This window comes from Shewanella mangrovi, assembly GCF_000753795.1.
GTDB classification, from domain to species: Bacteria; Pseudomonadota; Gammaproteobacteria; order Enterobacterales; family Shewanellaceae; genus Shewanella; species Shewanella mangrovi.
In genome coordinates this window covers 160,719-185,821 of the sequence record NZ_JPEO01000001.1, presented here as the reverse complement: position 1 = coordinate 185,821, position 25,103 = coordinate 160,719, and the positions used below count along the sequence as shown (strand labels likewise).

At 49.6% G+C, this 25,103-nt stretch carries 19 protein-coding genes, 1 tRNA gene and 1 pseudogene; 8 read left to right on the top strand and 13 right to left on the bottom strand.

What is annotated here, in order from left to right:
* Positions 1 to 19: 19 nt before the first annotated feature.
* Both groL and HR45_RS00765 read right to left on the bottom strand, forming a co-directional pair.
* Positions 20 to 1,663, bottom strand: a complete 1,644-nt coding sequence (groL, locus tag HR45_RS00770) for a chaperonin GroEL (RefSeq protein WP_037438738.1) — start codon at positions 1,661 to 1,663, stop codon at positions 20 to 22.
* A gap of 56 nt (positions 1,664 to 1,719) precedes the next feature.
* Positions 1,720 to 2,010, bottom strand: a complete 291-nt coding sequence (locus HR45_RS00765) for a co-chaperone GroES (protein ID WP_037438736.1) — start codon at positions 2,008 to 2,010, stop codon at positions 1,720 to 1,722.
* A gap of 278 nt (positions 2,011 to 2,288) precedes the next feature.
* Between HR45_RS00765 and HR45_RS00760 the strand changes: the two genes are divergently transcribed.
* Positions 2,289 to 3,680: an MATE family efflux transporter gene (locus HR45_RS00760; RefSeq protein ID WP_037438733.1), complete on the top strand. Its 1,392-nt coding sequence runs from the start codon at positions 2,289 to 2,291 to the stop codon at positions 3,678 to 3,680.
* 51 nt (positions 3,681 to 3,731) lie between these two features.
* On the opposite strand, the gene HR45_RS00755 is transcribed toward HR45_RS00760, so the two are convergent.
* Positions 3,732 to 4,283, bottom strand: coding sequence for an FxsA family protein (locus HR45_RS00755; protein WP_037438731.1), 552 nt, complete (start codon positions 4,281 to 4,283; stop codon positions 3,732 to 3,734).
* A 188-nt stretch (positions 4,284 to 4,471) separates the two neighbouring features.
* On the opposite strand from HR45_RS00755, the gene cutA reads away from it, so the two are divergent.
* The 6 genes from cutA (at position 4,472) to HR45_RS00725 (ending at position 11,088) form a co-directional block, all read left to right on the top strand.
* Positions 4,472 to 4,801, top strand: coding sequence for a divalent-cation tolerance protein CutA (gene cutA / locus HR45_RS00750; RefSeq protein ID WP_037438730.1), 330 nt, complete (start codon positions 4,472 to 4,474; stop codon positions 4,799 to 4,801).
* Positions 4,801 to 6,624 carry a protein-disulfide reductase DsbD gene (locus tag HR45_RS00745; protein WP_037439365.1) on the top strand — a complete coding sequence of 608 codons (1,824 nt, stop codon included), beginning with the start codon at positions 4,801 to 4,803 and terminating at the stop codon, positions 6,622 to 6,624. Before cutA ends, HR45_RS00745 begins: the two co-directional genes overlap by 1 nt.
* 109 nt (positions 6,625 to 6,733) lie before the next feature.
* The gene (locus HR45_RS00740) at positions 6,734 to 8,371 is read left to right on the top strand and encodes a cation:proton antiporter family protein (protein ID WP_037438727.1); all 1,638 of its coding nucleotides are present in this window, start codon (positions 6,734 to 6,736) and stop codon (positions 8,369 to 8,371) included.
* A gap of 107 nt (positions 8,372 to 8,478) precedes the next feature.
* Positions 8,479 to 9,633, top strand: coding sequence for a galactokinase (galK, locus tag HR45_RS00735; RefSeq protein ID WP_037438725.1), 1,155 nt, complete (start codon positions 8,479 to 8,481; stop codon positions 9,631 to 9,633).
* 43 nt (positions 9,634 to 9,676) lie between these two features.
* The gene (locus HR45_RS00730) at positions 9,677 to 10,693 is read left to right on the top strand and encodes an aldose epimerase family protein (protein ID WP_037438724.1); all 1,017 of its coding nucleotides are present in this window, start codon (positions 9,677 to 9,679) and stop codon (positions 10,691 to 10,693) included.
* Positions 10,693 to 11,088 (top strand): DUF2391 family protein, encoded by a 396-nt coding sequence (locus HR45_RS00725; protein ID WP_037438721.1) that lies wholly within the window; start codon positions 10,693 to 10,695, stop codon positions 11,086 to 11,088. Before HR45_RS00730 ends, HR45_RS00725 begins: the two co-directional genes overlap by 1 nt.
* A 7-nt stretch (positions 11,089 to 11,095) precedes the next feature.
* Here the strand turns inward: HR45_RS00725 and HR45_RS00720 are convergent, their stop codons facing one another.
* From HR45_RS00720 to fdhD, 3 genes are all read right to left on the bottom strand, one after another.
* A complete protein-coding gene (locus HR45_RS00720) occupies positions 11,096 to 11,545 on the bottom strand; it encodes a hypothetical protein (RefSeq protein ID WP_037438719.1) in 450 nt (149 codons plus the stop codon).
* Between the two features lie 332 nt (positions 11,546 to 11,877).
* Complete coding sequence (locus tag HR45_RS00715) at positions 11,878 to 12,870, bottom strand: NAD(P)H-quinone oxidoreductase (RefSeq protein ID WP_037438717.1); 993 nt, start codon at positions 12,868 to 12,870, stop codon at positions 11,878 to 11,880.
* Positions 12,871 to 13,009: 139 nt separating this feature from the next.
* Positions 13,010 to 13,849 carry a formate dehydrogenase accessory sulfurtransferase FdhD gene (gene fdhD / locus HR45_RS00710; protein ID WP_037438715.1) on the bottom strand — a complete coding sequence of 280 codons (840 nt, stop codon included), beginning with the start codon at positions 13,847 to 13,849 and terminating at the stop codon, positions 13,010 to 13,012.
* Positions 13,850 to 13,989: 140 nt separating this feature from the next.
* On the opposite strand from fdhD, the gene HR45_RS19330 reads away from it, so the two are divergent.
* Positions 13,990 to 14,084, top strand: a tRNA-Sec gene (locus tag HR45_RS19330).
* Between the two features lie 69 nt (positions 14,085 to 14,153).
* Here HR45_RS19330 and selB read toward each other — a convergent pair.
* The 7 genes and pseudogenes from selB to HR45_RS18950 all read right to left on the bottom strand — a co-directional run.
* Positions 14,154 to 15,965, bottom strand: a pseudogene (gene selB / locus HR45_RS19785) (selenocysteine-specific translation elongation factor); the annotation flags it as partial.
* The gene (gene selA, locus HR45_RS00700) at positions 15,962 to 17,380 is read right to left on the bottom strand and encodes an L-seryl-tRNA(Sec) selenium transferase (RefSeq protein WP_037438711.1); all 1,419 of its coding nucleotides are present in this window, start codon (positions 17,378 to 17,380) and stop codon (positions 15,962 to 15,964) included. The pseudogene selB and the gene selA, both read right to left, overlap by 4 nt.
* A 64-nt stretch (positions 17,381 to 17,444) precedes the next feature.
* Positions 17,445 to 18,356, bottom strand: coding sequence for a formate dehydrogenase accessory protein FdhE (gene fdhE / locus HR45_RS00695; protein ID WP_037438709.1), 912 nt, complete (start codon positions 18,354 to 18,356; stop codon positions 17,445 to 17,447).
* 5 nt (positions 18,357 to 18,361) lie between these two features.
* Positions 18,362 to 18,988 carry a formate dehydrogenase subunit gamma gene (locus HR45_RS00690; protein WP_037438707.1) on the bottom strand — a complete coding sequence of 209 codons (627 nt, stop codon included), beginning with the start codon at positions 18,986 to 18,988 and terminating at the stop codon, positions 18,362 to 18,364.
* Positions 18,985 to 19,884, bottom strand: coding sequence for a formate dehydrogenase subunit beta (gene fdxH, locus HR45_RS00685; protein ID WP_037438705.1), 900 nt, complete (start codon positions 19,882 to 19,884; stop codon positions 18,985 to 18,987). Before fdxH ends, HR45_RS00690 begins: the two co-directional genes overlap by 4 nt.
* 2 nt (positions 19,885 to 19,886) lie before the next feature.
* Positions 19,887 to 22,901, bottom strand: a complete 3,015-nt coding sequence (fdnG, locus tag HR45_RS00680; protein ID WP_156103989.1) for a formate dehydrogenase-N subunit alpha — start codon at positions 22,899 to 22,901, stop codon at positions 19,887 to 19,889.
* Positions 22,902 to 23,443: 542 nt separating this feature from the next.
* Complete coding sequence (locus tag HR45_RS18950) at positions 23,444 to 24,430, bottom strand: AAA family ATPase (RefSeq protein WP_052074397.1); 987 nt, start codon at positions 24,428 to 24,430, stop codon at positions 23,444 to 23,446.
* Between the last annotated feature and the right edge of the window lie 673 nt (positions 24,431 to 25,103).

The window sequence follows — 25,103 nt, the reverse complement described above, 5'->3', positions numbered from 1 at the left end:
ATCGGTCAGCGATGATGGATTACATCATGCCGCCCATGCCACCCATACCGCCCATGCCACCCATATCAGGCGCGCCAGCGTTATCTTGTGGCAGTTCAGATACCATCGCTTCGGTGGTGATCATCAGGCCAGCAATAGACGCTGCGAATTGCAGTGCGCTACGGGTCACTTTAGTTGGGTCAAGAATACCCATTTCCAGCATGTCGCCGTAGGTATCGTTACCAGCGTTGTAACCGTAGTTGCCTTCACCGTTTTTCACAGTGTTAGCCACAACTGAGGCTTCTTCACCGGCGTTGGTCGCGATTTGACGCAGTGGTGCTTCCATTGCGCGCAGAGCGATAACCACACCGTGTTTTTGGTCTTCATTAGCCACTGCAACGTCTTTGATTTTTGAAGCAACGCGAACCAGAGCCACACCACCACCAGCAACAACGCCTTCTTCAACAGCGGCGCGAGTTGCGTGCAGTGCGTCTTCAACGCGGTCTTTTTTCTCTTTCATTTCAACTTCGGTAGCTGCACCGACTTTGATTACTGCAACACCGCCAGCCAGTTTAGCCATACGTTCTTGCAGTTTTTCTTTGTCGTAGTCTGAAGTTGATTCAGCGATTTGTTGTTTGATTTGCTCAACGCGCGCTTTGATTTGGTCTTGTTCACCTACACCGTCAATGATGGTGGTGTTGTCTTTGGTGATAACCACGCGTTTAGCGCTACCCAAATCTTCCAGAGTGGCTTTTTCCAGTTCCAGACCGATCTCTTCAGCAATAACAGTACCGCCTGACAGGATAGCGATATCTTGCAGCATCGCTTTACGACGGTCGCCGAAACCTGGCGCTTTAACCGCAGCCACTTTCACGATACCGCGCATGTTGTTCACAACCAAAGTTGCCAGCGCTTCACCTTCAACGTCTTCTGCCACAATCAACAGTGGACGGCCAGCTTTAGTCAAACCTTCCAGAATTGGCAGCAATTCGCGGATGTTCGCGATTTTCTTGTCAACCAACAGGATGAATGGGTTATCCAGTTCAACAGAGCCAGTTTCTGGTTTGTTGATGAAGTAAGGAGACAGGTAACCGCGGTCGAACTGCATACCTTCTACTACGTCCAGTTCGTTTTCCAGCGCTTGACCTTCTTCAACAGTGATCACGCCTTCTTTACCGACTTTTTCCATCGCAGTCGCGATGATTTCGCCGATTGACTCATCAGAGTTAGCAGAGATAGTCCCTACTTGGGCGATAGCTTTTGAATCGGAGCAGTCTTGAGACAGGGCTTTCAGTTCAGCAACAGCGGCAACAACGGCTTTATCGATACCGCGTTTCAGGTCCATTGGGTTCATGCCAGCGGCAACCGCTTTCAGACCTTCGTTAACAATCGCTTGTGCCAGAACGGTAGCGGTAGTAGTACCGTCACCTGCTGCGTCGTTCGCTTTAGACGCAACTTCTTTTACCATTTGTGCGCCCATGTTTTCGAACTTGTCTTCCAGTTCGATCTCTTTAGCAACTGAAACACCATCTTTGGTGATCAGTGGCGCGCCGAAGCTTTTGTCCAAAACAACGTTACGGCCTTTAGGGCCCAGTGTCACTCTAACTGCGTTAGCCAGAATGTTAACACCCGCCAGCATTTTTACGCGTGCGTCGTTACCAAATAATACTTCTTTAGCTGCCATGTTGATTATCCTTTAATACGTTAATTCGTTGGAATGTCTTATGGTTAGAAAGTGGCTTAGTCTACGATAGCCATCAGATCTGATTCAGACAGGATCAACACTTCTTCACCGTCGATCTTTTCTTTCTTCACGCCGTAACCTTCATTGAAGATCACTACATCACCAACTTTCACATCCAGCGGCCGCACTTCGCCATTTTCCAAGATCCGGCCATTGCCTACTGCCAGAACTTCGGCACGGCTAGATTTTTCGGCCGCGCTGCCAGTCAACACAATGCCGCCCGCTGAAGTGGCTTCCACTTCCAGACGTTTTACAATCACGCGGTCATGTAATGGACGAATATTCATTTATGGATTCTCCTAATGACGTTTTGCCCAACATTATTTAGGCGATATTACAGGTTAATAACTGCGCCGACTGTCCGAGTCGTCGCTTGATGGTCTGTATATGGGGCCGCATTTGCCACTTCCAAGTGCCAGATCGAAAAAATTTTTAATTTTTTTGGCGCTAAATCAGTCTTTCCGAATTGAGGTTTTGTCCGCCAGCGATGAATCCTGATAAAATCAGCGCCGACGCGAGGCGCTTTTCCTCTCTTTTTTATTTTTCTCACGGGGTAGTACTGACAATGAGAGACAGACACGGGCTGCTCAGCCAGCCAATCGGTCGTGTGCTGCTCAACATGAGCCTGCCCAATATGCTGGGCATTCTGACGGTACTCGGTTTTAATCTGGTTGATACCTTTTTTGTCAGTCGTCTTGGAACTGAGGCGCTGGCCGCTATCAGTTTTACCTTTCCCATTACCTTAGTGATCATCAGTATCGCTATCGGGATTGGTGCGGGCGTGTCCACCAATTTGGGGCGTTTAATCGGCGGCGGTCATGCACCGTTAGCCAAAGTGTTTTTGCACGATGCACTGTTGCTCAGTTTTTTGATTACTGCGGCACTGTCGCTACTCGGTAGTCTACTGTTTCGACCGCTGTTTAGCCTGCTAGGCGCATCAGATAGTTTGCTGCCACTTATCCATCATTATATGCAACCCTGGTTTATCGGAGTGCCCATTTTGGTGCTGCAGATGGTCGGTAACCAAGGGCTAAAAGCCACCGGCGACACAAAATCGCCAGCTAAGATTTTAGCGCTAGCGGCGCTGATCAATTTGCTGCTGGATCCGCTGCTAATTTTCGGTATCGGACCATTTCCACGCATGGAGCTGCAAGGTGCCGCCATTGCCAGTGTCATTTCGTGGGTGGTGGCCTTAGGCTTGTCAGGCTACCTACTGATCATCAAGCGGCACTTGCTGAGCACCGCGCGTATCTGCGTGACACGTTACCGCGTCAACTGGCGCCGTTTGGCGCATATTGCCCAACCAGCAGCACTGATGAATCTGATTAATCCGTTGGCCAATGCGGTGATCATGGCGATGCTGGCGCGAATGGATCACACCGCGGTGGCGGCGTTTGGTGCTGGTACACGGTTAGAGTCGGTGATGCTGATTGTGGCGATGGCGCTGTCTTCCAGCGTGGTGCCGTTTGTCGCGCAAAACTTAGGTGCCGGGCAACCAGAACGGGCACGACAGGCGCTGTTACTGGCCATTCGCTTTGTACTGGTATTTCAAACTCTGCTGTATATTCCGCTGGTCTGCTTTGCCGCGCCGATTGCCGGGCTATTTAGTGACGATCCACAAGTGCTCACTTGGCTGACCTTTTATTTACAGTTTCTGCCACTAGCCTACGGACCACTTGGCACCATCATTATTGTGGCCACAGCGTTGAATGCTTATCACCGCCCAATGGCGTCGCTGGTGCTCAATCTGTTGCGTTTGTTCGTTCTGATGCTGCCGCTCGCCGCAGTGGGGGCTTACCTTGGTGGAATTAAAGGGCTGATGCTGGCGCTGCCAGTCACCAATTTCATCGCCGGTGTGGTGTGTTACTTTATCGCGCTCAAGGTGAAAGAGCCTCAAGAGATCCGCCACTCGCCGTGTGGCTCGATAGTGGAGTCTGATCAGACCATAGGAAAATGAACGCCATAAAAAAAGTCCGCTAATTGCGGACTTTTTTCATCGTATCAGAGGTTAAGATTTTGGAGGCTGCTGTTCATCATCAGTCGCTTTATCATCTTTTAAACGCGCCTCTGGACTCACTTCATCAGGCTTACGCTCATATTCACCATCAATCACATCATCGTCTTGTCGTGGACGCGAGAAGTCGCCCTGAAATGGCCCCTGTGAAAAGGGATTATTGCCCTGACCAAAACGGCTGGTCACCACTTGCAACTGCAAACGCTTCAACACCAGCTTAGCAATTGGCGCACGTGTAAAAGGCGTCAGCATCAACAACCCAATTAAGTCGGTCATAAAACCTGGGATCAGCAGTAATACTCCGGCTAACGCCAACATCATGCCTTCGACAATCTCCTGCCCCGGTACTTCTCCGTATGCCAATTTGCGTTGCACGCTCATCAGCGTGACGATGCCTTGGCTGCGAACTAAAGAGACCCCCACCACCGCGGTAAGAATGACTAATGCCAACGTATTCCAGCCACCAATGACTTCGCTGACGCGCATCATCAGCGAAACTTCCATCGCCGGGACCAAAAATAGTAACAGTAAAAACAGAAATGGCATGACATTCACTTAATCTACGAGTGTTACCCATAACTTGGGGGCTTTGGCCACAAATTTCAAGCCTTAGCATTTGCCGCCTAAGCTCACTGTTTCAGCAAACGCTTAATGCACTTTTACTGTAAAACACGTAAAGTAGATGGCCTGTCACGGGATAGAGCTGATGCTAACTCTCGGTTTTCAGGAGTTTTATGGCGGATTCAAACACTGACGCACTGCTGGTTTTTAGTAGCTTTCCCGATAGGGAAACAGCGCTTGCTGTAGCGGATACTTTAGTCAGAGAAAATTTGGCGGCCTGTGTGCAAGTGTCTGCACCTATGACCTCCATCTACCGCTGGCAAGGCGAGATCTGTCACGAAACTGAAGTCGCCATGCAACTCAAATGTTCTGCCAGTGTCTATCAAGCATTAGCGCAACGATTAGTTGCCCTTCATCCCTACGACGTACCCGAACTGCTGGCAGTGACGGCCACGGCGGGGTTCCCTGCGTATCTGGATTGGATCAAAGACAACACAAAATGATGAAACGACTGCTCCCCCTGCTGCTTGGTGTATTGGTGCTGGTAACCACTGCAGTTCAGGCCGAAAACAGCCTCACCAAAGCATTTCCGTTCCTCAAAAGTGAACCTGAATTAATGCCAGTGGAGAAGGCGTTTGCCTTTGAAGCGATGCAAGACGGCAATAAAGTGACCCTCAGCTGGGTCATCGCCGATGGTTATTATATGTATCGCGATAAGCTCAAATTTGCTGCCAGCAATGCCGAATTGGGCGATATCGTTAAGCCTGCAGGTGAAGATCACCACGATGATTACTTTGGCAATCAGCAGGTATACCGCACTTATATCGAGATTCCCGTCGCCCTCAAACAAGCCGCGGCTGACGGTAAGCTCAGTGTTACCTTTATGGGCTGTGCTGAAGGCAAATTGTGTTTCCCACCAACGACCCGTGAAGTCCCGCTGACACAAGTTGCTGCCAACGATGGCACATTAGCTAACGCCAACGTTGCGGCCAGCGATAACGCCACCGCAGCGGCAGTGAGCGCCACACAAGCACCACTCACTGAACAAGATTCGCTGCTGCAAAAACTGGTACATGGTGATAACTGGCTACTGACCTTAGTCTCTTTCTTTGTACTGGGTATTGGGCTGGCACTGACACCTTGTGTGTTCCCTATGTACCCCATTTTATCGGGCATTATCGTCGGTCAAGGTGGCAAGGTCTCAACCGCGCGTGCCTTTACCCTGTCAATGACCTACGTGCAGGGCATGGCGATCACCTACTCGGTATTGGGCCTGATTGTGGCAACTGCGGGGATGAAATACCAAGCGGCACTGCAAAGTCCGCCAGTATTGATTGCCATCTCGATTCTGTTTGTGTTGCTGAGTTTGTCGATGTTTGGCCTGTATGAGTTGCAACTGCCTTCACGCTGGCAGGAAAAGCTCACCGGCATCTCGAATAAACAGCAAGGTGGTAAACTCGGCGGCGTGTTCGTCATGGGGGTACTGTCTGGCTTAGTCGCTTCACCATGTACCACTGCGCCATTATCTGCCGTGCTGGTGTATGTGGCGCAAAGCGGTGACTTGCTGCAAGGCTTTGTGACCTTGTACGTGCTCAGTATGGGCATGGGACTGCCGCTGCTCTTAATCGGAACGTCAGGCGGGAAACTGCTGCCACGTGCCGGCGCTTGGATGAATATCGTCAAGCATATCTTCGGTTTCCTATTGATCATGGTCGCCATCATTATGCTAGGACGGATCTGGCCAGGATTGGTATCTGATCTACTGTGGACTGTGTGGGCAATTTGCTTTGTGGGCTATCTGCTACACCAAAATAAACTAACTGCAGTGAGCTGGAAAAACTCCGCCCGTGAAGTGCTGTTGCTGTTGGCGTTACTCGCCAGTTTCTCCTACGGCTTGCAAGCGGTGATGGGCTATTTAGGCTATTCCTTCTCTAATCAGGCAAGCACGAGCAGTGAGCAGCATGGCAGTTTTAAAACCATCAAAACCCTTGCCGACTTTAAAGCTGAGTTAACCGCGGCTAAAGCCGCAGGTAAACCTGTGATGCTCGACTTATACGCCGACTGGTGTGTCGCCTGTAAAGAGTTTGCCAACATCACCTTTAAAGACGCGGCGGTGCAGCAACGCATGGGACAAATGGTGCTACTGCAAGCCGATGTTACTGACATGAATCCAGCCGATGAAGAGTTACTCAATGCCTATGATGTGCTGGGGCTACCTACGCTGCTGTTTATCGATGCTGACGGCAATCTGCGTGACGATCTGCGAGTGACAGGTTTTATGAGCGCTGACGAGTTTGCGCCACATCTGGATCACCTGCTGCAATAATCCTTTCCAGTTGCGAAAAAAGCGGCTCCCATAAAGGAGCCGTTTTTATTTATCCCGCTGAATCGCTTATGATGAGTGTATTCAAGGACAGCTTGTTAACCTCTCATTTATGGAACCCGCAATCCTCATTATTACCCTTGCCTGTGGTCTGGCTGTGAATACCATTAATCTGCCGCCATTGATTGGTTATCTGGCAGCGGGATTTGTGCTCTATGTATTTGGAGTACAAGCTGACAGCTTACCTTTGCTGCATTCACTGGCCGATCTGGGGGTGACCTTGCTGCTGTTTGCCATCGGTTTAAAACTTGATGTCCGCAGCCTGTTTAAAGCCGAGGTATGGGCCGGTTCAAGTTTGCATCTGCTACTGTCGATGTTGATCTTTATGCCGCTGCTGATGCTGCTGGGCGCAATTGGAGTGTCTCGGGTTGCTGATTTGGACTGGCAACAGCTCGCCTTGATCGCCTTTGCGTTGAGCTTTTCCTCCACCGTATTTGCGGTAAAAGTGCTGGAAGACAAAGGCGATATGCAGTCGCTCTATGGCCGAGTCGCCATTGGTATTCTGATTATGCAGGATATCTTTGCGGTGCTGTTTTTAACCGTGTCGAAAGGAAATTTTCCCTCCCCTTGGGCATTTGCCCTGCTCGGTTTACCCTTATTACGGCCACTGCTGTATCGGCTATTTGACCGTGTCGGCCATGGCGAGTTACTGGTGCTATTTGGCCTGTTGATGGCACTGGTTGGCGGCGCTTGGTTATTTGAGTTGGTAGGCATGAAGCCAGATCTCGGCGCGCTGATCGCCGGGATGCTACTGGCGGGACATAAAAAAGCATCCGAGCTGGCCAAGTCACTGTTCTATTTCAAAGAGCTGTTTTTGGTAGCCTTCTTTCTCACCATCGGTCTCAATGGGTTGCCGTCATTAGAAGATATCGGTATGGCCGGTATTCTGATGCTACTCATTCCCATTAAAGTAGCGCTGTTTATTTGGTTGCTGACGCGCTTTCATCTGCGCTCGCGTACCGCGATTATGGGCGCGTTTAACCTCGGTAACTTCAGCGAATTTGGTTTGATTGTGGCCGCCGTCGCCACCCATAAAGGCTGGCTACCAGCCCATTGGCTGTTAATTATCGCGGTTGCCTTGAGTGCCAGTTTCTTAGTGGCCGCGCCGCTCAACAATATGGTGGCGCACATCTATGGTCGCTTTAGCCTGCACCTGAGTCGCTTAGAAAAATCACCGCTGCACCCGGAAGATCGCCAAATTTCGCTGGGCAATCCGCGCTTTTTGATTCTCGGGATGGGGCGTATTGGTAGCGGTGCTTATGATGAACTCAAGACACGTTTTGGTGACAACATCCTCGGCATCGAACATAAGCAAGAGCTGGTTGAATACCATCGCGAACGTGGTCGTAATGTCGTGCAAGGCGACGCCGCCGATACTGACTTCTGGGATAAGCTGGAACGCGCCCCGGCGCTGGAGCTTGTGCTGCTGGCGATGCCCTATCACGCCGGTAATATTTTTGCGGTGGAGCAGCTGCGGAAACGTGATTATCAAGGCAATATCAGCGCCATCATTCAATACAGTGAAGATGCTCAATCCTTGAGAGAACTGGGCGTGAACGCGGTCTATAACCTTTACGAAGCTGCTGGTGCCGGTTTTGTTGACCATGTGATGAGCCATTTACCCGTTGCAGAAAGAAGCAATGCCCAAGACGAGGGCAAGCCTACTGTGGGCGGTGCCATAACAGAATGAAATAGAGCTTAAAATCCTGCTAACTCTTCTCAATGCAGTCGTGGTATAACTGCATCATAAATGTGCAAAGCATTTGCTTCAGTTGAGTTAGCAGGATCTACCAATCTATGTCCAATCCAGCACCTAGTGCCACCAAATTATTCGTTAAAACCTTTGGAACCAAGCCTGATATGCTGTTTAGCGCGCCAGCTCGGGTGAATTTGATTGGAGAGCATACCGACTATAACGATGGTTTTGTCCTGCCTGTCGCTATCAACTTTCATACTGTCATTGCGGTCAAAGTCCGCAAAGATGACCAGTTTCGCGCCGTGTCTGATGCCTTCAGCGATATTCGCCAATGGCGTTTTGGTGACGAAGGCGAGATGCAGCCAGAGGATGGTTGGATCAACTATCTCAAAGGCTTTAGCGCCGCCGTGGCACTCAGTGGTTTACCCGCCAAAGGCCTCGATTTAGCCGTGGTCGGCAATGTGCCCGCTAACGCAGGGCTGGCGGCGTCTGCATCGCTGGAAATCGCCTTTGGCAGCGCCATTAACGACACCAGTCAGTTGCATCTATCACCGCTCGCCGTGGCGCAATTGGCACAACGCGGTGAAAACCATTATGTTGGTTATGCCTGCGGCATTATGGATCAAATCACCAGCGCCATGGCCGAAGAGGAATGTGCACTACTGATCGATTGTATGGATCTCGAATGTCAGCCAGTCAAAATCCCTGACGAACTCAGTCTGATGCTGATTAATTCTGGGCTGCCATCGGTGCTACAAAGCGATGAATTTAATCTGCGACTGCAGCAATGTGAACAAGTAGCGCACCATTTTGGGCTCGATAGCCTGCGCGATCTGACACTGGCGCAACTTCAAAGCGCTGAAGCCGAGCTGGACCCGATAGCGTTTCGTCGCGCTCGGCATGTGATTACCGAGAACGAACGAACTCAGCAAGCGGCACGCGCATTGGCTCGTGGCAATATCAGTAAGATGTCGCAGCTGATGGCGGAAAGCCATGCCTCGATTCGCGATGACTTTGAGATCAGTACACCTGAGATTGATACGCTGGTCGCGCTAGTACATGAAACCGTGGGGAGCCGTGGTGGTGTGCGCCTTGCAGGTAAAGGCTTTGGCGGTTGTGTTGTCGCGCTTGTCGAACATGAATTGACAGATCAAGTGATCGCCACGGTCGAACAACAATATCAAGCGAAAACTGGCCTTGAAGCCAGCATCTATCTGTGCAGCCCATGCGAAGGAGCCGGCAGAATCGACAAATAAGCGGTTAAGCAGTAGTTGCCGCCAAACGTAAAAGGGAGGCTCAATGTTACGTTGCACCGTATTGGACCCCTGGCAGGACCCGCGCGGTGGCCAAGTGGAACGAGTGCGTGTCGATAACGGCACTCTGGCCATTGAAGTCCTCAGTTTAGGGGCAATTATTCGTTGCTTGTGGGTACCAGATCGTCATGGCGATCGCGCCAATATTGTGCTCGGCTGCGATTCGGTGGCCGACTACTTAGCCCAGCAAGCTTGGCTGGGGAGTGTCGCAGGACGCTATTCCAATCGCATTAAACACGGCCAGATCACCCACAAGGGCCACACCTATCAGCTTGATACCAATCTTGATGGCCACTGTCTACATGGCGGCAGTGAAGGCTTCCATCGCCGTCATTGGGATATCGGCATGTTGCCGGATGGTCTCAGACTCAGCTTACTCAGTGAAGATGGCGATATGGGATTTCCCGGAAACTGCGTGGTGCAACTCGATTATCGCTTGGTGGGACACAATCTGTTCGTTGAGTTTACCGCCTCTTCCGATAAAGCGTGTCCGGTAAGCCTGACCCAGCACAGCTACTTTAATCTCGATAAAAGTGAGTCGATTAACGAGCATTGGTTGCAGGTGTCGGCAACTGAACTGCTAAAACCCGATGCTGATAAACTGCCACTAGATGTCATGTCGGTTGCTAACAGCCCCTTTGACTTACGCACGCCGCAGAAACTACAACGTCTGCTAAGCCAACATGAGGATGGCTTGGATCACTGCTATGTGTTGAATAGCGCTCAAGCTGGATTACAAAAAGCAGCACAACTGATCGCGCCCAGCTCAGGTCGCCGACTGACACTGCACACGAATCAGCCGGGATTGCAGGTTTATACTGGTAACTATATTGGCGGCACGATTGGCCGCAAGCATCAGCAGTTAAAGACGCATCAGGCAATGTGTCTTGAGCCGCAAATGTTGCCCGATGCCCCCAATCAACCACAGTTGGGTGATCCTTGGATTGAAGCGGGCAAGCTCTACCACCATATCAGCCGCTACGAATTTGATACCATTAACTGATGAATATTAACTTTAATAGTGAAGATGCCGGGCAGATTGTGATTGGTGCATTCGCACTGTCAGTGCCGATTGCCTTTTCGGAAGAGTCTTGGCATTTAGCGCAAACGCTGCCACTGGGTAACATGGCACTTGTGGTGTTACTCAGCCTAGGCTTTATTGCCTTATTTGCCTATCAGAGTGTGTTTCAGGCCAATGTAATGCGCAGAATTGGCGTATTTTGGCTGCGGGTCGCCATCGCCTACCTGCTCACTTTGGCGGTGGTCAGTGTGGTACTGATCGCGCTAGATAAATGGCCGATGTTGCATCAGCCAATCTTGGCACTAAAGCGGACACTGCTGATTGCCATGCCCGCTTCTATGGGTGCGATTATCGTCGATAGCTTCGACAAGGAATAGTCAGCGCTTAACCTTCGTAGTCGTCGCTGTCGTTATCCCAATCGTCATCATCGCCATCACTATCGTAATCGTCACCGCCACCCACGTCAGAATCGGAATCATCGTCATCCTCCATCTGTACCACGGGCTTCGCCTTACGGCTGCTGGCTGGCGCACTATCTTTGATATTGGCCAGATTGATGCGAGACTGCTGTTTTGCCATAAAGGCAGAACGTGCAGCTTTCCAGTCACCACCAAATTCGCTTTCCGCAGCTTTAAGCTGTTCGTCACTCAACTCATACAAGTTGGGTTTAACGATATCTTCCACATATTCCACGATCGCTTTACGCTGCGTGTTGTAGAGGAAAACACGGCCAGGTGCGGCCTCGGGTAACTGATTATCATGGATGACGACAACGTTGCCGCGCGCGGTTCTCAGCTCGCCATACCAAAGTTGTTTTTTTGCAGAGTTATACATATATGCCAATACCCTTAAATCAACACATATACCAAATTGTGAGCAAATAACGCGCGTTCCCAACAAGTGTCTACTCGTGCAACAGCGCTGATATTCCGAGCGTAAACAAGCCATTAACCTAGTTGATTACACCTTGCGGAACCCGGCAAAACTCGAATACCAACGACCATTTCAAAGTGACGTTTTTAGCATCCAGTTTCAGAATGCGAATTTAGCCTAAAAATTCTGGAACGCAAACGAATTTATGCGACAAAAAACTAATTACTGATATTAATGCCGCATTTTTACAACGACACTGCAGCTAAATGACGATTTTAGAAGCAGCTTTTATGCTAATCAGGTTCACCCACCTGCAACACAATCTTGCCTCGATGTAGCCCTTGTTCCAGCATTTGATGGGCGCGAACCACCTCTGCCAATGGCAACACTGCATGCAGATGCGGTTTAAGTTGTCCCCGTTCGAGCAACGGCCATACCTGTCGTAGTAGCTGGCTCGCAATCGCTGCTTTTTGGGTAATGCTCTGCGGCCGCAAAGTTGAACCTGTCCAGTGAATGCGTTTAAACATCAACATGGCCACATCGACCTCCGCCATGCGCCCTGCTCGGCATGCGATCGACACCATACGCCCATCTAAACTCAGTAGCTTCAGGTTGCGATTGATATAATCGCCACCAATCATATCGAGCACTAACTGCACGCCTTTAGCTTGAGTAAATTCGGCCGCTAGCGCAACAAAATCCTCTGCAGCGTAATCAATCGCCAGATCCGCGCCCAATTGGCGGCAAAATGCCAGCTTAGCCTCGCTGCAGGTGGTAATCACCCTCGCCCCAAACGCCTTAGCCAGTGCGATTGCAGTGGAGCCGATACCGCCGCCACCGCCGTGGATCAATACCGTTTCACCGGCCTGCAAGCCGCCGCGCATAAACAGGTTATGCCACACAGTGAAAAAGGTTTCCGGTAATGCCGCGGCCTCGGCTAACTGCCAGCCGCTGGGCACAGGTAAACAATGGCTCGACCAAGTGAGTACATACTCACTGTAGCCGCCTCCCGGCACCAAGGCACAGACCTTGTCACCTACTTGCCAACGGCTTTCACCAGCGGCGACAGCGGCAATCTCACCTGCCACTTCCAGTCCCAAGATAGAAGAAGCATCGGCTGGCGGCGGATAACTGCCCTGACGTTGATAAATATCGGGGCCGTTAACCCCTGCGGCAGCAACCTTAATCAATACTTGTCCGCTAGCGGGCGCGGCAACATCTCCCTGAGTAAGTTGCATCACCTCGGCTGCTCCGGCCTGTTCACACACTATCTGTTGGCAGCGCATGCTGACTCCTTAGCATTAATTTACTTAACGCCATGTTACTCAACGCGCGACAACAGGCAAGCAAGGTCACTGGCACAGCCTGGCAACAAAAAAGGACGCCGTAGCGTCCTTCAATAGATTGTTTATGTCAGCGTCGCAGTTAACTGGCTTTGGCATTCGCCAGCGATTGCGCGTTGAGCTGCAAACGGTGCGGATGGGTATAGACAGTGGCACGGCCTTGGCGGCAGAAGCCGACAAGGGTGATATTGCTTTTTTCTGCCACTTCGGCGGCTAAGGCGGTCACTGCCGAAATGGCAAACAGCACTTCAACACCGGCACTCGCGGCCTTCTGCACCATCTCAAAACTTGCGCGACTGGTTAACAATACCGCAGCAGGTTTTTCAGCATTTCGTTGAGAGAATGCACCGATTAATTTATCCATCGCAATATGACGCCCAATATCTTCATATGCATAAATCACGTCACCAGAATTATTAATTCCAAGCGCTGCGTGTGTAGCTCCTGTTAATTCAAAATTACGCTGGCATGTTTTTATTTCTTGTAAAATCTTAGGTAACAAATCTAAATTAAAATTAACAGTTTCATCAACACGTTTTATTGGCTTTACCGCTTCTTCAAGCTGAGAAATACCGCAGAGTCCACAGCCGGTTCTGCCAGCCATACTACGTCGTTGTTCTTTTAAGGACATAAAGCAACGCTGGGTAATTTCAATATTCACGATAATGCCATTCTCGACATAATCAATATCTACCCCTTTGATTTCATTTACATTTGAAACAATACGCTCAGAGATGGTAAAGCCGATGGCAAAGGCTTCAATATCTTGTGGGGTCGCCAACATTACCGTATGCGAAATACCGTTATAAACAAGGGCGATGCGAACTTCATTGGCGAGATTATCGGTTAATTCTGACGCAATACCTTTTTCAATCAGGGTGATATTCTTCTGGACTATAACGTCTTTTGACAAATCAAACATAAGCACCCTCTAAACTTCAATAAAATATAAAACAAGCGTAATTAACACAAAATAGGAACTGTCTCACAAACAGCTAAGCAAATTAATTTTTCACATTGCTTAATGTCATCGCATTTTCTATTATCCTTGTGTCTTCAGATGGAAGAACGTCGTCTCCGGTGAGGCGTCCGGATTTCAAATCCGGGTGGGGCTGCCAGCAGTCCCGGGTAGGTTCGACTCCTATGTTCTTCCGCCACTCTTCTGTCATGGTAAACAGTTCCCCATCGCGTAACTCGCGACTATTAGAACGATATTTACGACGGGTAAAGCCACTGCGATCTAAAAACTCCAACATCTGAATACTGACCTTACGCCCCATACCGACCATATCCTTAAATTCGGCGGTTTCTAACACTTCATGCTCAGCAAAGTGCTGGCGCAGCATGTCAGCGATCTGCAGCAGATGTTGGGTCAGAATATAACGATCTTTTACCACTGCCGAGATAAATCCCTGCTGTACCACTTGAATACACAACGGCCGAATCTCATCTGCGGTCATCTGCAGCTGTTCCGCCATTTCCGTCACCCAAACGGGGCCGGGATTGGCCAATAGCCATGGCTGAATGCGCTGCCAAAAATCGCGCGCCGCAGCGGATAACAGTTGTTTATGTTCAGCCAACAGCAACAACGAGCCACGACGCAGCACTTTTTTCTGCTCAAGCAGACTCGTGACTAAGGCATTGGCCACGACATCCGGCACACTGCTATGCGCCATTCTGAGTAAACGATGTAACCCCACCCCAGGCTGATCAGGGTGTTGCTCGTGGAAAATCGCCAATGTGTCTAACAATAGCTGTTGTTCTGCGCTAAACAGTGCGCTGGAGATGAGCGCATCCCCCATTGCTTGTAATGATAACGCAGCCGTCATCACCGCCACACCTTTATCATTCAACTGCCAACGCCACGCCAATTGTTGTCGTTGCATGGTTTTTCGTTGTAATAGCAAGGCAATGGCATCAGGCCCGGTCTCACAGGCTGCCAGCGCCTGCAATAAGTGCAAACGTGAATCGCTGCGTTTTTTTCGATTAGGCACGTCTAAGGTGAGTACGCGCGCGCCACCTAGCGTCGCTTTGGCACTGGCGTGACGCAACACTATGGTATCGTTCTGCGCCACCAGCAAAGGCTGCTCTAAAATTAATTCCGCTAACTGTACCCCGGCTGCATCCGGGCCCGTCAGCAGCGAGATCCGTGCCAACGTGTGATCGCCACCATGATGACAATGCACGCTTTGCCAATGCGTTACTGGTTCAAATGTCGACAGCGCCACCACCGGCCGCTCACACGCTTGCGGCTGTTCAATATTACTGAGCCAATCGCCCCTTTGTGGCAAACGATGGCTGTCAGTTCCGGCCAGATTAAGCGCGACACGACACCCCGCGTTGGCATACGTTTGTTCCTGACCTTGGCTGTGTAAGCCACGCACACGCAACATGCCTTGTTGCGCCGAGCTATAGAGAAAGTCACCCGTCCGTACTTCACCGCTGATCACAGTGCCGGTGACCACGCAGCCAGCACCTTTGACGCTGAACGAGCGATCCAGCGCCATACGAAACGCCTGCACCTTATGGTCGATACCATCTTCCGGCAAGGCTTGCAGATGCTGTTTTAGCAGTGCCACGCCCTCGCCACTCACGGAGGAAACGGCGAACACATGGTCGGCGCTGAGCGTGTAATTTGCCAATAGCGCTTCACTTTGCTGCTGCACTTCAACTACGCGTTCACTGTCTACCAGATCAATTTTGGTCAGCGCCAACGTTAAGCTGCGGAGTGGCAACAGCGACAAGATCTCCAGATGTTCGCGGGTTTGCGGCATCACCCCGTCATCACAGGCGATGATCAGCAGCGCATGCCGCGCATGACTGACACCCACCAGCATATTGTTGATAAATTTTTCGTGGCCCGGCACATCGATAAACGCCAAGCGTTCACCGTTGGCACGTTCCATAAAGGCATAGCCGAGGTCGATGGTCATACCGCGTCGTTTTTCTTCCGGCAAACGGTCGGCATCAACGCCTGTAAGGCTTTGGATCAAAGATGTTTTACCATGATCTACATGGCCCGCGGTGACCACAATCATGCACTAGCTCCCAGCTCACGCAGCGTTTGCAGCAGTAGCTCGAAATCATCTGCGCCGCGCAGATCCAATAGCAGTTGCTCATTAGCAATGCGGCCGATCACCGGACGAGAGTGCGCTTTAAAGTGCTGTTCCAGCTTGCTCAGTTCTCCCGTCTGCGCGCTGAATGCTAACGCGACCGACGGCAGGTGAGTATCAGGCTGCGAACCGCTGCCCACTTGAGTTTGGCACTCAACCGCCTGTAACTGAAACTTAGGCGCAAACACCGGGGTTAGTTGCGCCACAAAATGTGCAGCCTGCTCGGCTAACTCAGCTTGGCTGCGCGCAAACTTGGCCATAATCGGCAGTTCACTGTCCAGCGTTTCCGGGTTGAGGTAATGCAGCAAGGTGGCTTCGAGGGCAGCAAGGATAAGCTTGTCGCAACGTAGTGCCCGTTTTAGCGGATGAGACTGCAATTTAGCGATCAAGGCCTGCTTACCCACAATCAATCCCGCTTGCGGCCCGCCGAGCAATTTATCTCCAGAAAAACTTACCAAATCAACGCCATCGGCCAACATCTGCTGCGGCATTGGTTCCTGCTTAAGCCCAAAGCGACGTAAGTCTGTCAGCGCACCACTACCGAGGTCGGAAATCAACGGAATACCACGCTCACGGCACAGCTGACCCAAAGTGGATTCATCGACCGCCGCGGTAAACCCCTGAATATGGTAGTTACTGGTGTGCACTTTCATAATCGCACCAGTATTTTCGGTGATGGCGTTCTCATAATCACGCAGATGAGTGCGATTGGTTGCGCCCACTTCCACCAGCGTACAACCCGCTTGACGCATGATGTCAGGAATACGAAATGCGCCGCCAATCTCCACCAGCTCGCCGCGCGACACAATCACCTCTTTACCCGCGCATACCGATGACAACATCAGCAACACCGCAGCAGCATTGTTATTCACCACACAGCAGGCTTCGGCACCGGTGAGGCGGTTGATCAAACTGCTGACCGCATTATCGCGATGGCCGCGTTTGCCTGCCTGCAACTCAAACTCCAGCGGTGTTGGATAACGCATGACTTGGGTCACCGCCTCAATCGCCGCTTCAGACTGCTGTGAGCGCCCCAGGTTAGTATGCAAGATGGTGCCAGTGAGGTTATGCACTGGGCGCAAACTCAACTGGTGTTGTTGCTGTAGATGTTGAGCCAAATACTCAAATGTCATCTCGCTGCTCGCTAGCCAACTTGGCAGACTGTTGTGCTCTGCAATATTACGCCGCGCCTGCTGCAACAGCTGATTAATGGCCGTTTTAAGTTCACCTTTGCCATATTGCTGTTTCAGGCTTTGCGAGGCATCAGCCGCCAACAGGCTGTCCATCGAGGGCAGAGAGCGATAGAGCTGTTCAGGAGAGTCAAATACTTGGGTCATCATCTACTACACTTCAAAAATGAAAAAAGGGAGCGCTGTAAACAGCCCTCCCACGACCTAACTTTTGTTACACGGAGCCGTCAGCTTCATGGGCCAACAATAAAGGATTCACCGTAGTTGCGCTGTAACCTTGCTCACTAAGTTGAGCATCCAGCGCCAGCGATGCTAAGTCATCGGCCACCGCATCAAGTTGCGGTGATTTACTGACAAATAACATCTTGGTATAGCCTTTACAGTCGTCGCAGGTTTCAATGCGCACGGCGGCCTGATGGTCATCAAATGACCACAGTTCCATCGCTTCCGATTGGTCACAGGCGGTGCAATGCGCCCGCACATAGTGCCATTCGGTTTCACATAGACTGCAGTGCAGATAACGCAAACCTTCGCGCGGCTCTTCGCGCACCATGCTCGCCACCGGATGACTACCACAAACCGGACACAGGCTTTCCTGTTTGACGGCGTTGGCATCCATACGGCTGATGAGCGCTGGCGCCCAATGTGACCAATACAGCGACATCGCAGCCCAGATAAACAGGCTGTATTGTGCCGGCACATCACTGAATTTTCCGCGGCGCAGACAATTGCCCCAGTCAGCCAATTGTTCAGGCGCTTGTTGCATCAATTCGCGAATGATCTCGGCCACATTGGCCGGCACCAGCGGCAGCGCATCACTTAACAACGACTGCAACTGCGCTAACCAGTAACGGTTGTCTTGGGTGAAGCCCACTGACATAGGTTGCATTTGGTCGGCATTAAACTCGGGAGCGGGTCCCATATCGGTCACCGCTAACTTGGCTTGCACACCAACCAAAACACTACACAGCTTGAGATAATCTGCCAGCGGAGAATCTTCCGCTAGACGTTCCAAACGCTTCGCGCGATGGGCATAAACTTCTGCCGGTTTCGCCGCCAGTAGCGGTTTTAGCGCTAGCGGTGACGGGTCAATCGGCATTACGGGGATCTCGCTGGCATTACTCACTGCCGTTACTCCTTATCTTCGTGTTCTTTTGCCATTAATGGATGGTGTTTACGTGCCCAAGCCAAAGAGACTTTGCCGTACAACATGCCCGTGATAGAACCTTCTACCCAGGTGGCCATCCAGAAATGCACAATGACAAAAACCAACATGCCTACAGCACATAATGCGTGGATCAGAATCGCCCAGCTCACCGCATCTGACTCAAACAATGGGGCAAAGTAGGGTTGCCACATCATGATGCCAGTCACGATCAGCGCGATTGCGAAAATCACAAAGGCGCGGAACAGAATTTTCTGCCCTGGATTGTAGTGACCTACAGGCGGAATATTCTCTTCATCCTCAAACATTACCGCCTTGATTGACTTAAACCAGGCAATGTCGGTTTTTTCCCATTTGTTGTGGCTGTAGTAACGCACCAGCATCAACAACAACGGCACACACATCATCAACCCCGCGATTGGGTGAACGAAGCGCGCCAGTTGTGGAGTGCCAGAAATCGCACCCATCCACTGAAATGATGGATAGAAGAATGAAAAACCGGTCAAAAATGTCAGCAGACCTACGGCCACAATGAACCAGTGGACGATACGGTCGAACAGCTTATGACGCACAATCATCTTTTGTTTGTTCATTTGCTGTCCTCCTCGTGGTCTTCGTCACGATAGCCCGGTTGATCTTCTTCAACGATGTTGCGACCTACAGTGATACGGTGCAGCAGTGCCACACCCGCTGTTGCCAAAATACCCGCAGTGCCCAATGGTTTGAGCACGTCTTGCCACAGTTCAGTAGAGACTTTGATCTGTGGATCTTTTGGCATGTCGTAGCTTTCTGGGTCGTTGATGTCACGCAGGATCATCACCATACCCGTGCCACCAACGCCTTCTGGGTTGTAGATACCCGCGTTGGTGAAACCACGATCTTTCAGCTCGGCGACGCGTTTCTCTGCATAAAACAGCATGTCTTCGCGAGTACCGAATCGCAGTGCGCCAGTGGTACAGGTTTTCACGCACGATGGCTCAAGGCCAACGGCGGTACGGTCTGAACACAGGGTGCACTTGTAGGCTTTGTTGTCTACTGGGTTGATCTTGGGAATGTCGAACGGACACGCGCTGGCGCAGTAACCGCAACCGACGCATTTGTCTGAATCGAAATCCACAGTGCCATTGGCGTGTTGCACAATAGCGCCCGAAGTAGAACAAGCTTTTAAACAAGCAGGGTCAGCACAGTGCATACACGCACTGTGGGTGAACTGCCAATGCAGCTTGCCGTCGGCTTCCACCTCGTTGTACTTCATCAAAGTCCAGCATTCCGGAGAGAGAGAAGCTGGGTTTTGATAAGTCCCTTGGAAAGAGCCAACCTCTTCCCGCAGATCGTTCCACTCAGAACAAGCCACTTGGCATGCTTTACAGCCGTTACACTTGGTGGCATCAAACAGTTTTGCCACCTGTTTAACGCCGCCCACACGTGCTTGCGCTGCTGGTGTTGCTTCCGAAGTGCCGGAGCGTCGAATAATATCTTGAGTTGCCATTATCAGACCTCCGCCTTCTCAACGTTCACCAAGAACGCTTTGTACTCAGGAACACCGGTGTTCGCGTCACCCATTTCTGTGGTCAGCACATTACAGCTGTAGGCTTTCTTGGTCAGGGCGTTATGGCTACCGTGACGTGGAATACCTAGTGTGTGTACTGTTTGACCGTTCACTTGCAGTGGACGCAGACGCTTAGTCACCAGAGCTTTAGTGAAGATGTGGCCACGTTTTGAGCTCACTTTCACCAAATCGCCGTTCTTAATACCTTTTTCTGCCGCCAACTGTTCGTTCATTTCCACAAAGGTCTCTGGCATAGAGATCGCAGCCAAACGGCAGTGCGTCGTCCAGAAGTTAAAGTGTTCAGTGAGCGAGTAAGTGGTACAGGCGTACGGGAATTCCTCTTTAGTACCTATGGTGTCTTTCACACCTTCAAACCAACGCAGCACTGGGCTGTGCACCACTTTAGGATGCAGTGGGTTAGTACCAATTGGTGATTCCACTGGCTCGTAGTGTTCAGGGAACGGACCTTCTTTCAGCAGTTTCAGGGCGAACAAACGACCGACACCTTCAGGCTGCATGATGAATGGGTGCGCACTGTCTTTTGGATTCAACTTGGCGTTGAAGTCAGGCACGTCGATGCCTTCCCACTTGCCGCCTTTCCACTCAACGATAGTGCGGTTTGAATCCCACGGTTTACCGTTCACGTCACATGAAGCGCGGTTGTAAAGCACACGACGGTTCATTGGCCATGCAAATGCCCAGCCCGGAGTGATACCTTTGCCTGATGGGTCGTGGTTATCACGGCGATCCATCTGGTTACCTTGCTCGGTCCAAGAACCGGCATACAACCAGCAACCACACGCAGTACTACCGTCAGCTTTCAGCTCGCTAAAGCTGCTGACTTGGCGACCGGTGTTCACGTCGTAACCGTTCAACTCTTTGCTCAGCTCAATTGAGCTTGGGTTGTGCTTATCGGTGTATTCCCAGTTAACCGCTTTCACTGGCTCAGGCAGACGACCACCCTCTTCTGCGTAGAGTTTTTTCAACTCCATCAGAATGCCAGACACGATTTCTGAGTCAGCCATCGCTTCGCCCGGTGCATTCGCGCCTTTGTAGTGCCATTGCATCCAGCGACCAGAGTTAACGATTGAACCTTCTTCCTCTGCGAAACAAGTCGTCGGCAGACGGAAAACTTCAGTTTGGATACTGGCAGTATCGACTTCGTTGAAGCCTGGCTCGTTCTGCCAGAAGGTGGCAGTTTCAGAGGACAAGTTATCCAGCACCACCAGATATTTAAGGTTACTTAGCGCTTTCAAGTTCTTGTTACGGTTAGGCATGGAGTTAATGGCGTTAACACCCTGCACGATACAACCGTTGACCTCACCGCGATACATCATGTCCAGATGCTTACCGAAGTCATACATCTGATCCCATTTCGGCATCCAGTCATAACCAAAGTCGTTTTCTGGCGTGGCATATTTGCCCCAGAACGCTTTCAGCAATGAAACATAGAAGCTTGGGTAATTTTTCCAGTAGTTGGTTTGACCTGGACGCAAAGGTTTTGGCGTATGCGCCGCCAAGTGGTCAGCCAGCGTAGGTTCTTTCTCGCTCGGTAGTTTGACGTAACCCGGCAAGCTCTGCGCCAGCAGCCCCATGTCGGTTGCGCCCTGCACGTTCGCGTGACCACGCAGTGCGTTAACACCGCCACCTAATTGACCGATGTTACCCAGCAGCAGCTGCACCATCGCCATGGTACGGATGTTCTGCGCGCCTTTACTGTGGTGGGTCCAGCCCAACGCATACATAAAGGTAGCAACGCGATCTTTAGTGTGAGTGCTCGCAATCGCATCACAAACGATTTGGTAGTCAGCTACTGGCGTACCTGTGATGTTGCTTACGGTGTCGAAGTCGTAACGTTCTACGTGCTGTTTCAGCAAGTTCCACACGCAACGCGGATGCTCAAGGGTTTCATCCACTTTGGCATAGCCATCGTCGTCGAGTTGGTAGAACCAAGATTCTTTGTTGTAGTCGCTTTTCTCTTCGTCAAAACCAGAGAACAGGCCTTCGTGGAAGTCAAAGTCATCCCGCACCAGATAGCTGGCGTTGGTATAAGCCTTCACATAGTCGAAGTTAACTTGGTTGGTGGAGATCAGATAGCGGATCACACCCAGTAAGAACGCAATGTCTGTTCCTGAGCGGATTGGGGCATAGTGATCGGCCAAAGACGCACTGCGGTTGAAACGCGGGTCAACCACAATCAGTTTGGCATTGTTATGTTGCATCGCTTCTGTAACCCAGCCGAATCCGACAGGGTGAGCTTCTGCGGCGTTACCGCCCATAATAATCACTACGTTGGCATTTTTGATGTCGATCCAGTGGTTGGTCATGGCACCACGCCCAAATGTTGGAGCAAGACTTGCTACCGTTGGGGAGTGTCAGTTACGTGCAATGGTATCGATGGCAACAAGGCCGAGTGAACGAGCAAATTTTTGAGTGGCAATACCACTCTCGTTTGCCATACCGGATGAGGTCATCATCCCGGTCGTCAACCAACGGTTAACAGTGACGCCATCAGCATTCTTTTCAATCAGATTGGCATCGCGGTCATCCTTCATTAAACGCCCAATGCGTTTAAAAGCTTCTTCCCAGCTGATGCGTTGCCACTTGTTGCTCCCCGGAGCACGATACTCTGGATACTGCAAACGGTGTGGACTGTTAACATAGTCCACCAAGCCCGCGCCTTTAGGGCACAGCGCGCCACGGTTTACCGGATGGTCGGCATCACCTTCAATATGGAAAATTGCATGTTCAGAGTTTTTACCACCGCTGCCTTGGCTGTACATCAGCAGGCCACAACCCACCGAGCAATACGGGCAGTTGTTGCGGGTTTCTTTGGCTCTGAGCAGCTTAAATTCTCGCACTGCGGCATAGGCCTTCTCGGACATCAAGCCCAGCGCTGAAATCGCTGAGGTTGCCGCTCCGGCCGCGCACAGTTTGAAAAACTGTCGTCTGTTCAATGTCATCTCACACACTCTCATTTCGTTATGTGCTCTCCAACTGCAGCTTCACGACTGCAGACTTGAGTGGCCAAACACACGACCACTCATAGCGCGATTATCCTAAATACAGACCTTAGATAACAAATAACGATATGTGATATAAATCACACACAACACTAAGCAGAATAAAACTCTGACAATACAGTTAAAATTAACTTTAAATTTTACTAATAATAACTAAATTGATTGTTTATATAGATTTAACCGCATTACCAACATGGTCAAAATGTCTTAGTGAAATATCCAAATTTGACCAACTTTAGTGTTCACTAAGCAATGTTAGTGATCTTGATCACGAGTTAACTTGTTATTCGTGCGATTTGCACAATTTTTAACAAACAGATGAAATGTGACCTGTATCATGTTTTGATGATATTTATCCGCGAGAGGAGGTGCTCAAACAGAAGAGTCAAATGAAATAGACGGGTAGTCAGTGAGCCAGTGTCTAATTAACAAACAATATGTAAAATTTCATGACCATGATCCCAAAGCAACGTCAATTACTTATCAAACTGGGGTGTGATATTAATTACTTGCTCAGCGGGGGCGTTCTGAAGCAGGGTGGTTGAATACGTAGATACAATAAACTGTAAATTAGGAAACAACCTACTTAAGCCATCACGTAATGCTAGTTGCGATTCTGGATGCAGATGCATTTCAAATTCATCGATCAGTACGATACCACTAGCAACATCCAGACGCTGACACTTCACCAATGCAGTGCTTTCAATCCACAGCACCACACTAACAACAATCAGCAATGCTGCACCAAATCCCAATGATAGCTGTTCAACTTTCACATTGCGGCCATAGCAGCTGAAAATGGGTTCTTTATCTTCCATACGCACAAACTCAAGCTCGGCATCTTCAGGTACCACATGGCGCAGCGATTTCACCACTTGTTGCCAGTTATAGTATTCATTTGAATCGCGTTGAGTGCGTGGCATGGTTGCACGAGAGGCGAACCATTCTTTAATCCCTTTGCATTTTTCTATAGGACTACCACTGCCCCAACCGAATTTCCCTTTGTTAAATTGGCTACTGCTCGCGAGCGTATGTTTAACCCGTGTATTTTGGCGAAAGTCGAGATCTCTAAATGCAGAAATAAACAGAGGGCAAAAATCCGAAAGCGTTGCACAAGCATCATAAATCGATAGCGAATGTCGATCTTCTGACTTTGCTGGAGCACATAATCGTTTAAATCCCCCTTTTTGTTGACCGTTTAAATTAAACATGGCACTGCCAACACCCACTCTTAAATTTCGACCTTCATAATTTAAATCAACCCACGCTTCTGAAGTGGGATTAAATTTAATAAGATCAAAATTTTCATGAGAGAAACAATTATAGATAAAAGATAATACAAATGATTTTCCAGACGCATTTTTTCCTGAAATAAAATTAAATTCTTTATTTAACTTTATATCAATATATTCAAAACAGGCCACATCTTTAAATCTTACTTTTTCTATAAATGCACGTTCCATGCATTACTCCAGTAATTATTGAATAAATTAAAAACACTTCCAACCTGTTTGATTATACATAAAACAGTCATTAGATAATTAGTTCTATTCACAACTACGCGCTAGATCTCATTTTAATGTAACAACAAACGAAACAAAGATTACCAGCCCGCAATATTTAGAGACTATTTTAGATTTTTGATATACCCATCACTATACAACACTTGAACATTGCATACATATATTTGCGTAAATATGACAAATATTTACTTGACTTTTTAACTATCTATTTGTTTTAAAATTAATTAAATTTGAGAGGTTAAGCAAGAATTCCGTAAAAATGTTATCAAAAAACAAATTAAGTGCATACATTAATATGTATATAACGAATATACAAAGATGACTTAACTCTTCTTTTTACGATGTTCCTTGATGAACATAGTAAAATAAAGCTAACTTAACTACAAAATCAGGATATCAAGATACACATCACTCTTTCACAGATATTTCAATAAACATCACACCTTACATTTATTTAGATTCATAACATTAATTTACATACTGCAGATGTGAATTCATTATTTTATATATTTTTCAGCATATTACATGCATAGCTCAATTTTCATACGAAACGTAGTTACTTGACAGTTGCCTGTTTGACTAAATAAGGGCTCAACAAGATATTTAGCGCCGT

Coding starts and splice junctions, on each gene's coding strand:
- groL (WP_037438738.1), bottom strand. CDS start 1,663: ATGGCAGCTAAAGAAGTATTATTTGGTAACGACGCACGCGTAAAAATG.
- HR45_RS00765 (WP_037438736.1), bottom strand. CDS start 2,010: ATGAATATTCGTCCATTACATGACCGCGTGATTGTAAAACGTCTGGAA.
- HR45_RS00760 (WP_037438733.1), top strand. CDS start 2,289: ATGAGAGACAGACACGGGCTGCTCAGCCAGCCAATCGGTCGTGTGCTG.
- HR45_RS00755 (WP_037438731.1), bottom strand. CDS start 4,283: ATGCCATTTCTGTTTTTACTGTTACTATTTTTGGTCCCGGCGATGGAA.
- cutA (WP_037438730.1), top strand. CDS start 4,472: ATGGCGGATTCAAACACTGACGCACTGCTGGTTTTTAGTAGCTTTCCC.
- HR45_RS00745 (WP_037439365.1), top strand. CDS start 4,801: ATGAAACGACTGCTCCCCCTGCTGCTTGGTGTATTGGTGCTGGTAACC.
- HR45_RS00740 (WP_037438727.1), top strand. CDS start 6,734: ATGGAACCCGCAATCCTCATTATTACCCTTGCCTGTGGTCTGGCTGTG.
- galK (WP_037438725.1), top strand. CDS start 8,479: ATGTCCAATCCAGCACCTAGTGCCACCAAATTATTCGTTAAAACCTTT.
- HR45_RS00730 (WP_037438724.1), top strand. CDS start 9,677: ATGTTACGTTGCACCGTATTGGACCCCTGGCAGGACCCGCGCGGTGGC.
- HR45_RS00725 (WP_037438721.1), top strand. CDS start 10,693: ATGAATATTAACTTTAATAGTGAAGATGCCGGGCAGATTGTGATTGGT.
- HR45_RS00720 (WP_037438719.1), bottom strand. CDS start 11,545: ATGTATAACTCTGCAAAAAAACAACTTTGGTATGGCGAGCTGAGAACC.
- HR45_RS00715 (WP_037438717.1), bottom strand. CDS start 12,870: ATGCGCTGCCAACAGATAGTGTGTGAACAGGCCGGAGCAGCCGAGGTG.
- fdhD (WP_037438715.1), bottom strand. CDS start 13,849: ATGTTTGATTTGTCAAAAGACGTTATAGTCCAGAAGAATATCACCCTG.
- selA (WP_037438711.1), bottom strand. CDS start 17,380: ATGATGACCCAAGTATTTGACTCTCCTGAACAGCTCTATCGCTCTCTG.
- HR45_RS00690 (WP_037438707.1), bottom strand. CDS start 18,988: ATGAACAAACAAAAGATGATTGTGCGTCATAAGCTGTTCGACCGTATC.
- fdxH (WP_037438705.1), bottom strand. CDS start 19,884: ATGGCAACTCAAGATATTATTCGACGCTCCGGCACTTCGGAAGCAACA.
- HR45_RS18950 (WP_052074397.1), bottom strand. CDS start 24,430: ATGGAACGTGCATTTATAGAAAAAGTAAGATTTAAAGATGTGGCCTGT.